The organism is Cryobacterium sp. Hz7, from assembly GCF_004402815.1.
In the GTDB taxonomy this organism is placed as follows: domain Bacteria; phylum Actinomycetota; class Actinomycetes; order Actinomycetales; family Microbacteriaceae; genus Cryobacterium; species Cryobacterium sandaracinum.
Map to the genome: position 1 here is coordinate 20,266 of NZ_SOFB01000017.1, position 11,824 is coordinate 32,089.

The window sequence follows — 11,824 nt, forward strand, 5'->3', positions numbered from 1 at the left end:
GGAAGTGGTGCATCCTTAACCAAACTTCCACGGACGGAGACCCGGATGTCCAGCATCGATTCAGACAGCATCGATCTAAACAGTGATGTCGGGGAATCCTTCGGCAACTGGTCCTTCGGCGACGACGCAGCGATCATCTCCTCCGTCTCCAGCGTGAACGTGGCCTGCGCCTTCCACGCCGGGGATCCGAGCACGATCCGCGCCACCTGCACCGCCGCCGCCGCAGCCGGCGTGACGGTCGGCGCGCACCCGGGCTACCGGGACCTGGCCGGCTTCGGCCGCCGGTTCATCGACATGGAGCCCGGTCACCTCACCGACGAGGTGATCTACCAGATCGGCGCGCTGCAGGCCCTGGCCGCGGTCGCCGGAACCCGGGTCAGCTACGTCAAACCGCACGGCGCCCTCTACAACACCATCGCGCACGACGAGGTGCAGGCGCAGGCCGTCGTCGACGCGATCCGCGCCGTCGACCCGAGCCTGCCCGTGATGGTGCTGCCCGATTCCGAGATCCAGCGCCTCGCCGACGCGGCGGGGCTCCGCACGGTCGTGGAGGCTTTCGCCGACCGCGCCTACAACTCCGACGGCTCTTTGGTCTCGCGGTCCCGGCCCGGCGCCGTGCTGCTGCACCCCGACGCTGTCACCGAGCAGGCGCTCCGCCTGGCCGGTGACCGCCAGGTGCGCACGGTCGACGGCAGCCTCCTCACGGTGACGGCCGAAAGCATCTGCCTGCACGGCGACACCCCCGGCGCGGTCGCGCTGGTCGGTGCGGTGCGCTCCGCGCTGCAGGATGCCGGAATCCGCATTCGAAGCTTCGTCTAGCCCCGTGTCCGATCCCGTTCGCATCATCCGAGCCGTCGGCGACCGCGCCGTGCTGGTCGGACTGCCCAGCCTGGCCGACGTGCTCGACCTGCAGGCACACCTGCAGCGGCATCCGTTGGCCGGGCAGCTCGACGTGCTCGCCGCCGCGGAAACCGTGCTGATCACCGGCGTCTCTGCCTCCGCCGCACGGGGATTCGCCGACGCCCTGCGGCAGCTGCAGGTGCTGCCGGCCGCCCCCGCAAACGCCGCGCTCGTGCGGATCGACACCGTCTACGACGGGGAAGACCTCGCCGACGTCGCCGCGCACACCGGCCTCAGCAGCGAGGGCGTCATCGCCGCGCACACCGGCCAGGACTGGACCGCCGCGTTCGGCGGCTTCGCCCCCGGCTTCCTCTACCTCACCGGCGCGAGCGCCGTGCTGACCGTGCCCCGGCGCAGCTCGCCGCGCAGCTCGGTGCCCACCGGCTCCGTGGCCGTGGCCGGCGACTACTCCGCCGTCTACCCCCGCGCCTCCCCCGGCGGCTGGCAGCTGCTCGGCCGCACGGACGCCCTGCTCTGGGACCTAAAGCGTTCGCAGCCGGCCCTGATCCGCCCGGGTGACCGGGTGCGGTTCCGCGCGGTGCGCGAGCAGGTCGCAGCCGCGGGGGTCCTCGTACCGGAGACCGCAGTCGCGGTTGGGACTCCGGCAGCGGCGGCCACTCCCGATGTCGCGGCAACCGCGGCCCCCACCCCCGCCACCGGCATCCGCGTGCTCTCCCCCGGCGCGCAGACGACCGTGCAGGACCTCGGCCGCCCCGGTTACGCCGACCAAGGCGTGACCGCGTCCGGCGCACTCGACCGTGGCGCCCTGCGGCGCGCCAACCGGGTCGTTGGAAATCCGGCCACGGCCGCCGTGCTCGAGAACGCCCTCGGCGGCCTGTCCCTGACCGCGCTGGCAGACCAGGTGCTCGCCGTCACCGGTGCCGTTCTGCCGCTCACGGTGACGGATGCCGCCGGCCGCCACCGCGAGCTGCCGATGGATTCCGCCGTCTCCCTTTTCGCCGGGCAGACCCTGTCGCTCGGAGCCCCCCGCTCGGGCGCGCGCAGCTACCTGGCCTTTCGCGGCGGCATCGACGTGGACCCGGTGCTCGGCAGCCGGTCCACCGACACCCTCAGCGGCATCGGTCCGGCCCCGCTGACCTCGGGCACCGTGCTCCGGATGCTGCCGCCCGCCCCCGGCAGCGCCGTGCACCACCCCGAGACCCCGCCGCCGGCCCCGGCCGAGGTCACCGTGCTGCGCTTCGTGCCGGGACCCCGCGCGGACTGGTTCGAGCCGGCATCCGTCGACCGGTTCGGCGACGCGGAGTGGACCGTCACCCATCAGTCGAATCGGATCGGCCTGCGGCTGGCCGGTGAGCCGCTCGCCCGGTCGCGGCCGGGTGAGCTGGCCAGCGAGGGTACGGCCCGCGGGGCCATCCAGGTGCCGCCGTCGGGCCTGCCGGTTTTGTTCCTCGCGGACCACCCGGTCACCGGCGGCTACCCCGTGATCGGCGTCGTGCTCACCGAGGACCTCGACCTCGCGGCACAGTTGCCGACGGGTGCGCGCATCCGTTTCACGCCCGTGCCTGCCGAGCCCCTTCCAGCCGAGCCCGTCCCCGCCTCCCCCTGATACCCGCCCTCACGCGCTACGCGGTTGCTGCGCCGCTGCGCTGCCGGCACGCCACGCGCGGAGCGGCGCAGCCCCCGCGCGTGCCCCAAACACCCCCCGAACACACGCCCCGAATGAGAGCTGAACCATGCAGAAAGTTCTGATCGCCAACCGCGGCGAGATCGCCGTGCGCATCGCTCGCGCCTGCGACGACGCGGGCCTTGACTCCGTGGCCGTCTACGCGGACGTCGACGCCGACGGCCTGCACGTCTCGGCCGCCACGGAGGCCTGGGCACTTGGCGGCGACAGCCCGACCGACAGCTACCTCAACGTGGCCAAGCTGCTGCGCATCGCCCAGAATTCCGGCGCCGACGCCGTGCACCCGGGCTACGGCTTCCTCTCGGAGAACGCCGATTTTGCTCAGGCCGTGATTGACGCGGGACTCCTCTGGATCGGTCCGACGCCCGCCGCGATCCGGGTGCTGGGCAACAAAGTCTCCGCCCGTGAGATCGCCATCCGGGTGGGAGCTCCCCTGGTCGCCGGGTCCGAGGGCACCGTGGAGACCGCCGCCGAGGTGCGCGCCTTCGCCATGGAGCACGGCCTGCCGGTGGCCATCAAGGCGGCGTTCGGCGGCGGCGGCCGCGGCCTCAAGGTCGTCTGGGACATGGATGCGATCGAGGAGTCCTTTGATTCGGCCGTGCGCGAGTCGACGGCCGCCTTCGGCCGCGGCGAGTGCTTCGTCGAGAGGTTCCTGCACAAACCCCGCCACGTGGAGGCGCAGATCCTCGCCGACACCCACGGCAACGTGATCGTCGTGGGCACCCGCGACTGCTCGCTGCAGCGCCGCAACCAGAAGCTCGTCGAAGAGGCGCCCGCGCCGTTCCTCACCCCTGCGCAGAAAAACCAGATCTATTCCTCGGCCAAGGCCATCTGCCGGGCCGCCGGCTACACCGGCGCGGGCACCGTGGAGTACCTGCTCGCGCAGGACGGCACCATCTCGTTCCTCGAGGTGAACACCCGGCTGCAGGTCGAGCATCCGATCACCGAGGAGACCAGCGGCATCGACCTGGTACTGGCGCAGCTGCAGATCGCAGCCGGCGGGCCCGTTCCCATCTTCACCGACCCCGAACCGCGGGGGCACTCGTTCGAGTTCCGAATCAACGCCGAAGACGTGGGGCGCGGGTTCCTGCCGTGCCCCGGGACCGTGGCGACCTTTACCGTGCCGACCGGGCCGGGCATCCGGGTCGATTCCGGGGTCAGGGCAGGCGGCATCGTGCCGGACCGGTTCGACTCCCTGCTCGCCAAGCTGATCGTCACCGGCGCCGACCGGCAGCAGGCCCTGCGCCGCGCCCGCCGAGCCCTTGCCGAGTTCGAGATCACCGGCCTGCCCACCGTGCTGCCGTTCCACCGTGCCGTGGTCACTTCGACGGCATTCACCGCGCCCGACCACCTCGACGTGCACACCGGCTGGATCCAGGCCGACTTCTCCGAAGAACTGCCCAGCGACCCCCAGTTCAATCCCGTGCCGCCGGAGGCCGCCCGCCACACCATCACCATCGAGGTCGACGGGCGACGGATGGCGCTCGGCCTGCCTGCCGCCCTCCTCGACAGTCTCCTTCGCGGGCTGGGCGGCGCGGCCGGTGCGGCCGCTGTCACCGCTGCCGACGGCCTTCCCACCGGGGGCCACTCGGCCCCCGCCGCAGACCCGGCCACCCTCCGGGCCAGCATGGGCGGCTCGGTCGTGAAGTGGATGGCCCCATCCGGTGCGCTCGTGGCCGCAGGCGACCCGGTGCTCGTACTCGAGGCCATGAAGATGGAGTCGATCGTGGTGGCGCACCGCAGCGGAATCCTGCGGGAGCAGCTGGTTCAGCCCGGCGACACGGTGGCGGTGGACAGCGCGGTCGCCTCGATCGGGGACTGAGCGTATCCGTCGCCCGGTTCCGGCTGCCCGCCGGAACCGCCGGAACACCCCGCCCGTCCTCGGGCCGCCGCTCCGACCGGGCGGTATCGTGGGCACCATGACCCTCGCCGAGACCCTCGCCGACCTGCGTCACCGCACCGCGTCGGCGCGTCATGCCGAGACCGGCCAGTGGGTGTCGGGGGTGCTTCGCGAGCGGATCGCGGCCGGCCACCTGCCGCCCGGCACGAAGCTCCCCGAGGAGCCGCTCTGCGACGCGCTCGGCGTCTCGCGCAACACCCTCCGCGAGGCCTTCGCGACGCTCAGCGCCGAACGGGTGGTCACCCGCATCCCGAACAAGGGCGTCTTCGTCGCCCGGCCCACCGCAGACGACATTCGGGAGATCTACCGGGTGCGGCGCTACCTCGAGCCGGGTGCCCTGGCATTCACACCGGCCGAGGAGCTCACCCCGGCGAGGCTGGACGGACTGCGCCAGGCCGTCGCGAGCGCGCGGAAGGCCCGCGAGGCCGGATCGGTCCCGGGCATGGCCGGTGCCAACCAGGAGTTCCACGCCGGTGTCGTGGCCCTGGCCGGCAGCGACCGCCTCAATTTGCTGATGGCGCAGGTGCTCGCCGAGATGCGCCTGGTCTTCCATTCGATGGGCGAGGAGGCCACCTTCCACGCGCCCTATGTCGACGACAACGCCCGCATCGTCGAGCTGCTGGCGGCCGGCCGGTCGACGGATGCCGCGGCCCTGCTCACCGGCTACCTGCAGCGCGCCGAGGCCCAGCTGCTGTCGATCGTGGCCGAGTCCGTCCGCTAGCCGGCGGTATCCGGCACGGCTGCCCGGCCCCGCTCCCCTCAGCTGCCTGCGTGCGGCTGTGCTGCGCCTCCGCGCTGTTCCTCCGCTGTTCCTCCGCGCTGTTCCTCCGCGCTGCGCTGGTTTGTGGCTAACTCAGGAGATCCCGCCGGGCCGCGCACCGCAGCCGCGGACCAGTGCGGCGGCCAGCACCAGCCGGTGACCACGCAAACAAAACTCCTGAGTTAGCCACAGAGGCGGGCGATCAAGCAGGCAGCGGGGTGGATGTCGGCGACGGAGAAAGGGGGCACCGGGTCGGCGGACAGCAGCGGGAAATGGAAGCCTTCGGGGGTCTTCGGGAGCCTCAAGGGGTCTTCGGGAGTCTCAAGGGGCCTTCGGGAGTCTTCGGGAGTCTCAAGGGGTCTTCGGGGGTCTTCGGGGGCCGTCGGAGCGGCGGCGCGCGGCGGGCCGTGCAGGGTGGGGGTCGGGCACATCCGTCAGCCCCAAAGCGTCGCGAGTCCGCCGAGGGACTGATAGCCGAGGAACAGCGTCAGCAGCCAGGCCAGCACGCCGATGCCCAGCAGCCACTTCGGGTAGACGTAGCCGCCGAGCAGGTCGCGGCGGCGCCAGGCCACCCAGAGGATGACAGCGAAGCCGAACGGGAGGATCAGCCCGTTGACCGCGCCGGCCATGATCAGAAGCGTGGCCGGGGCCTGGCCGAGCAGCGTGTAGACCAACGTTGACACGGCGATGAAGACGACGGTGGCGATGCTGCGGGTGCGGGGCGAGGTCTGTGAAGTGGTCACGAACGAGATCGAGGTGTACGCCGCCCCGATCACCGAGGTGATGGCCGCGGCCCAGAGCACGATGCCGAAAAGTTTGAACCCGATCTCGCCGGCTGCGGCCTGGAAGGCCTCCGCGGGTTGATTGTCGCTGGTCAGGTCCACGCCCCCGGCGACCACGCCGAGGATGGCGAGGAACAGGAGCACCCGGATCACGCCGGTGATGATGATGCCCAGCACCGAACTGCGGGTGATCTCGGTGATCTGGGCCCGTCCGGTCACGCCGGCGTCAATCATCCGGTGCGCGCCGGCGTAGGTGATGTAGCCGCCGATCGTGCCGCCGATCAGTGTGGTGATGATGAGGACGTCGATGTCGTCGGGCAGCACCGCGTTCTTGACCGCGAGGCCGAGGGGCGGATTCGACACGATCGCCACGTAGGCGATCAGCACGATCATCACGGCCCCGAGTACGACGACGACCTTGTCCAGCGCGAGCCCGGCCCGTTTGCTGAGGAAGATCGCGATCGCGACGGCCGCCGAGAGGATGCCGCCGAGCTTGGCGTCCAGGCCGAAGAGCACGTTGACACCCAGGCCGGAACCGGCGATGTTGCCGATGTTGAACACGAGCCCGCCGAGGCAGATCAGCGCGGCCAGGAACCAGCCGGCGCCGGGCAGCACTGTGTTGGCCAGTTCCTGCGCTCGCTTACCGCTGACGCCGATTACCCGCCAGACGTTCAGCTGCACCGCGATGTCGACCAGGATCGAGACCAGGATGGCGAAGGCGAAGGCTGCGCCGAGCTGCACCGTGAAGCTTGTGGTCTGCACGATGAAGCCGGGTCCGACGGCGCTGGTCGCCATCAGGAACATGGCGCCGAGGAGCGCGCTACGCTGCGCCCGGCGCGGGCCGCGCAGCTTCTTCTTCACGCCTGCGGTTTTCGCTCGAATCCTGGCGCGGACGACGTTGAAAACCATGGGGCGCTCACTTCTCGGAAGGTCAGCACCGGCGGTCACTGATGTCGAGCCAGCCTACATATTGTTCAACAATCAGCACAACCATGAGGCCCACATGGACTCCCCCGGCCGGCGGGGTGCAGCGGGGCAGGGACGGCGATGGGGCCGAGGCAGGGTTCGGGCGGGATCGCCGGGCGCGCGGACTACCCGCAGAAATCGGCGATCGTGCGGGTCAGAATCTCGGTGAGCGCGTCGACGGATGCCGCGTCCGCCCACTCCGCGTCGGCGTGCGCTCCGCCACCGTCCACGCCCACGACGAGGCAGGGGATGCCGGCCTCGTGCAGCAGTCCGGCGTCGGTCCAGAACGGCTCGCCGCGGACATCCGGCCGGCGTCCGAGCACCTCCGTCGCCCGTTCGGTCACCAGACGCACGATCGGCCACTCCGGATCGGCCTCGAACGCCGCACGCGCCACGAGCCGCGTCAGCCGGAAGCGGAACCCGGCGACGACGTCGGCGAGCCGCTCCAGCAGCGCCCGGAGCTCGGCCTCGACCCGGTCGGGGCTCTGGCCGGGCAACATGCGCCGCTCGATCGTGAGCGTGCAGGCGGCGGCGACGGTGGCGGCATCCGAACCCCCGGCGATGGTCGACACGCGCACGGTACCGTGGCCGAGCAGCGGATGCGCCGGCGCCGCCTCGATGTCGGCCCGGAGCTCATCGAGGGCGCGCAGCACCAGCCCGGCGTGCACGATGGCGTCGATGCCGCGCTCCGGCTGGGATCCGTGGGCGGCGAGCCCGGTGAGCTCCACCTCGAACCAGGCGAAACCGCGATGGGCGAGCGTGAGGCACAGCTCGCTCGGCTCGGCGACGATCGCCGCGTCGGCGCGGAAGCTGCGCAGCACCTCCATGGTGCCGAGGCTGCCGAACTCCTCGTCCGCCACGAGGGTGACGATGACGTCTCCGGCGAGAACGGATGCCCCGGCCGGCCCGGCCGCATGGGCCCCGGTTCCCCCGACTCCCGTCGCCCGCGCCGCCGCGACCAGGATCGCCGCGACGCCGCCCTTCATATCGAAGGCTCCCCGGCCGATGACGCGACCGTCCCGGAGCTCGCCCGCGAACGGATCCCCGGCGTAACCGCCGACGCCGACGGTGTCGAGGTGCCCGTTGAGCATCAGGGAGCGCCCTCCCCCGGTGCCGCGCCGGATGCCGACGATCGTAGGCCGCCCGGGATGCTCCTCGAGGCGGTGCACCTCGAACCCCCGCGCGGTGAGCCAGTCTGCGCACCAAGCTGCGATCATCCGTTCGCCTGCAGCCTCCGGCACCAGGTCGGAGTTAACGGAATCGATGCCGATGAGCCTCTGCACCACGCCCACCGGTTCGCTCTCTGAATGCACACCCTCAACCTAGCGGCGCCGCAGACCGCGAAAGCGGGTGAAACGTCGGTTTCAGGGCTGCACGGCGACGATTCACCCGATCTCGCGACCGGGTAGCCGGCGAGGTAGCCGGCCGGGCAGCCGGCGACACGTTCCGCCCGCACCCCCCGAACGAATTCGACGGAGATTTCGTCCGAATCGGTCCTTAAACCCTGGAAAACCTTCCTTGCTCCCAAAATCTCCGTCGAATTGGTTCATCGCCGGGCCCCGATGCCCGGTCGCGAGCCGAGACGCACCGGCCGTTCCCCGCCCGGGTTGGGTACCATATCTCATGGGCGATGGCGCGGCAGGGTCAGCGAAACGGGCAGCGGGCACGAGTGGGAGCACGGGAAGCCCATTCACAGGCGGCACGAGCGCCGGCAGCGGCGCCGGACCGGCAACGTCGAGCGAACGGATGCGCCCGCGCGCCTCCTGGGGACTCGTCCCCGCCGCGCTGCTCTCCGCCTCCGCCGTGCTGCTGTTCGGGGCGCGCGAGCCGCTGCCCGGCTACGCGCTACTCGCCGCGGCCATCGGGCTCGCCTTCGCCATCGACCGGGCCCTGTTCAAGGATCTGCTCCTGATCGCGATCGGGCTGCTGATCATCAGCACCATCTCGGTCGAGGCCGACATCAGCTACCCGAATATGGCGCTGATGGGGACCGTGCTGACCGTCGCCGTGCTCGTGCCCTACCTGCTCTCCCGCTACGCGTTCGGCGACCACGCGATCCGGTTCCCGATCCGCACCGGCCAGCGCTGGACCTCCCTGGAACGCTGGTACCTGCCGCTTGTGCTGCTGCTGGGCTATCTGATTCTGCCGACCTATTTCATCCGTTCGGGCGCCTACCAGAACTGGCCGGCCGTGACCGCCCTCGACGAGATCGCCCGCCTGTTCGTGGGCGTCGGCTTCGTCGGCATCTGGGACGAACTCTTCTTTATCTGCACGGCGTTCGCCCTGCTCAGGCGTCATTTCCCCGACTGGCAGGCCAATCTCCTGCAGGCCGTGATCTTCACCTCGTTCCTGTGGGAACTGGGCTACCAGAGCTGGGGGCCGCTGATGACGTTCCCCTTCGCGCTGTTGCAGGGCTACACCTTCGCGCTCACCAAATCACTGACCTACGTGGTGATCGTGCACCTGCTCTTCGACGCGGTCGTCTTCCTCGTGATCGTGCACGCCCACACCCGCGACTGGCTGCCGATCTTCCTGTACTGAAGCTCAGGCGGCGCTCAGGCGGCGAGCCGGTCGACGGATGCCCCGGCCGCCGGACCTCGCGCCCTTGCAAGTTCGGCGCGGGCCGCCAATGCTGAGGGCATGTGGGCAGAAGGCGTCTGGGTGACACCGCTTCTGGTGGCGGTCGGCTGGGTCCTGGTGGGACTTGCGTCGGCGTTCGTGATGATCCGCCGCGGCCACGACGCCCCGATCTGGGTGGTTCTCGGTCTGGCTGCCGGCCCCTTCGCCATCGCGCTGGCCGGCCTGGCCGTCTACCTCGAGCGGGAGGAATTGGCCGAGGCGGCCGTGATTCCCGGGGAATCCCTCGAGGGAGACGTGCGGGTGCTCGTCTGCATCGACGGTTCCGAGGCCGCGGACCACGCCGCCGTCACGGTCGTGCTGCTCCTTGGGGCGAGGCTGCAGACCGTGACGCTGCTGACGGTGCTCGACTACGACGTCGCGCGCGACGTTTCCCCCGACAGGCTCGACCGCATCGCCGCCGGCATCCAGTCCGCCGCCGTCGGTCAGCTGGCCGACCTTGCGGTGCACCCGTTCAGCACCCGGGCCACCGGGGGCGCCACCGAGCAGATCCTGCGCCGGGCGGGCTCCGGCGCCTACGACCTCTTCGCGCTCGGCTCCCACCGGCAGCGCCGCTCGCGTTTCCTTGGCAGCGTGGCGCGGGAGATCGCCAACAAAGCCCCGATCCCGCTGCTGACCGTGCGAGCCGCCCCGGTCGAATCGATCGAATCGGCCGAGCGCGCCGCCCGCCTCGGCCTGACCATCGAGCCGGAGAGTTGACCGCCGTACGGAAGCCTGAATCGAAAGCTGAACCGAGAGCTGAACCCCGGCTGAGAGTTCCCGCCGGCGCTTGTCCGCTCGCCACTCGCGATATATCGTGAATCTCAACAAGACGCGATATATCGTGAACAGGTGGTGAGCATCCGTTGCGCGGACGCCGCCCCCGAAAAGGAGAATTCCATGGCTTTGGAAAAATGGCTGGTCAGTCCCGGGCAGACCACGGTGATCGACATCGAGGTCGTTCGGGCGCTCAAGGTGGGCATGATCGGCGGAAAGATCGACGTAATCGGCCACGACGAGCCGGGCACTCGCATCGAGGTGCACAGCGTGACCGGCAAGGACCTCAAGATCTCGGTCGACGGCGACACGCTCGAGATCGACCACCCGCAGCTGCGCTGGGACAACTTCATCGAGGTCTTCGCATCGTTCCGCGGCACCGCGAAGGCAGACGTCAGCATCCTGGTCCCCCGCGGCGTGGCCCTGAAGCTCGGCGTGATCTCGGCCGAGGCCCTGATCTCGGGCCTCACGAACGGCGCCCGGCTGAGCACTGTGTCGGGCGACATCGTGGTTGACGGCGTCACCGGGGATCTGGAGCTCAACGCCGTGAACGGCGAGCTGTCGGTGCGCGGCCTCGAGGGCAGCATCATCGCCCACACGGTCTCCGGCGATTGCACGGCGAGCGGGGCCATCCGGCGCTTCAGTCTCGACGGGGTTAACAGCGAGGTGTTCCTCGACATCGAGGGCACGCCCGATTCCATCAACACGAACACGATCAGCGGCAGCCTCACCGTGCGCCTCGGCGCCGATGTGGCGACGCGCTACCGGCTGAACACCGTCTCGGGCACGCTGCAGCTGGACGACCAGACGATTCGCGGCACCTTCGGAAAGGGCTTCGAGTCCAGCACCGGCACACTCGAGGGCAGCTGGCTCGAGCTGCAGGCCAACTCGGTGTCGGGCGACATCACGGTGGTGCGTCGCAGCAGCGAGCCTGCGTCCGCGGGCCCTGCCGGCGAACGAACAAACACCGAACCGGGCGACGCCCGCGCCAACGGGGAGGTCTGAGAATGACCCCCGTCTTCGCCCACGGCAGCCTTCGCCTCTACCTGCTCAGCCTGCTCGCCGATCAGCCGCGGCACGGCTACGAACTGATCCAGGCGCTGAGCGACCGCTTCGGCGGAACGTACATCCCGAGCGCCGGCACGATCTACCCGCGCCTGGCCAAGCTTGAAGAGGAAGGACTCGTGACCAAATCGACGGACGGCCGCAAGACCGTCTACGAGATCACCGACGCCGGCCGCGCCGAACTCCAGGCCCGCCAGGGTGACCTGCACGACCTCGAGACCGAGGTCGCCGACTCCGTGAGGCGACTGGCCGACGACGTGCGGTCGGGAGTCAGCGAGGCGATGCGCAGTCTGCGCCTCGACCTGGCCTCCGCCAAGCGCCAGGCGGGGGATGCCCGCAGCGCACGCAAGGCCGGCACCGCCGCCGGCAATGCCGCGCGCACCGCGGCCGGGGCCGCCGCCGGCGCGGCAGCC

At 70.6% G+C, this 11,824-nt stretch carries 10 protein-coding genes; 8 read left to right on the forward strand and 2 right to left on the reverse strand.

Annotated elements, in window-relative coordinates; all coding sequences use genetic code 11:
• Positions 1–45: 45 nt before the first annotated feature.
• The 4 genes from E3N86_RS04205 (at position 46) to E3N86_RS04220 (ending at position 5,166) form a co-directional block, all read left to right on the forward strand.
• Complete coding sequence (locus E3N86_RS04205; RefSeq protein ID WP_134343411.1) at positions 46–819, forward strand: LamB/YcsF family protein; 774 nt, start codon at positions 46–48, stop codon at positions 817–819.
• 4 nt (positions 820–823) lie between these two features.
• Complete coding sequence (locus tag E3N86_RS04210; protein WP_370295313.1) at positions 824–2,467, forward strand: 5-oxoprolinase/urea amidolyase family protein; 1,644 nt, start codon at positions 824–826, stop codon at positions 2,465–2,467.
• Positions 2,468–2,594: 127 nt separating this feature from the next.
• Positions 2,595–4,367: a biotin carboxylase N-terminal domain-containing protein gene (locus tag E3N86_RS04215; protein ID WP_134511392.1), complete on the forward strand. Its 1,773-nt coding sequence runs from the start codon at positions 2,595–2,597 to the stop codon at positions 4,365–4,367.
• 97 nt (positions 4,368–4,464) lie between these two features.
• Complete coding sequence (locus E3N86_RS04220; protein WP_134401834.1) at positions 4,465–5,166, forward strand: GntR family transcriptional regulator; 702 nt, start codon at positions 4,465–4,467, stop codon at positions 5,164–5,166.
• Positions 5,167–5,639: 473 nt separating this feature from the next.
• Here the strand turns inward: E3N86_RS04220 and E3N86_RS04225 are convergent, their stop codons facing one another.
• Together E3N86_RS04225 and E3N86_RS04230 are read right to left on the reverse strand one after the other, a co-directional pair.
• Positions 5,640–6,791, reverse strand: a complete 1,152-nt coding sequence (locus tag E3N86_RS04225) for an NRAMP family divalent metal transporter (protein WP_134343425.1) — start codon at positions 6,789–6,791, stop codon at positions 5,640–5,642.
• A 287-nt stretch (positions 6,792–7,078) separates the two neighbouring features.
• Positions 7,079–8,266 carry a M20/M25/M40 family metallo-hydrolase gene (locus tag E3N86_RS04230; protein ID WP_241977425.1) on the reverse strand — a complete coding sequence of 396 codons (1,188 nt, stop codon included), beginning with the start codon at positions 8,264–8,266 and terminating at the stop codon, positions 7,079–7,081.
• A 433-nt stretch (positions 8,267–8,699) separates the two neighbouring features.
• Here E3N86_RS04230 and E3N86_RS04235 point away from each other — a divergent pair, with 433 nt between their 5' ends.
• The 4 genes from E3N86_RS04235 to E3N86_RS04250 all read left to right on the forward strand — a co-directional run.
• Positions 8,700–9,494, forward strand: coding sequence for a CPBP family intramembrane glutamic endopeptidase (locus E3N86_RS04235; RefSeq protein WP_134511393.1), 795 nt, complete (start codon positions 8,700–8,702; stop codon positions 9,492–9,494).
• A gap of 120 nt (positions 9,495–9,614) precedes the next feature.
• Positions 9,615–10,289, forward strand: coding sequence for a universal stress protein (locus tag E3N86_RS04240; RefSeq protein ID WP_166784999.1), 675 nt, complete (start codon positions 9,615–9,617; stop codon positions 10,287–10,289).
• Between the two features lie 180 nt (positions 10,290–10,469).
• The gene (locus E3N86_RS04245; protein WP_166785000.1) at positions 10,470–11,351 is read left to right on the forward strand and encodes a DUF4097 family beta strand repeat-containing protein; all 882 of its coding nucleotides are present in this window, start codon (positions 10,470–10,472) and stop codon (positions 11,349–11,351) included.
• A 2-nt stretch (positions 11,352–11,353) separates the two neighbouring features.
• Positions 11,354–11,824, forward strand: a 471-nt coding sequence (locus E3N86_RS04250) for a PadR family transcriptional regulator (protein WP_134511394.1), incomplete at its 3' end; no start/stop codon positions are given.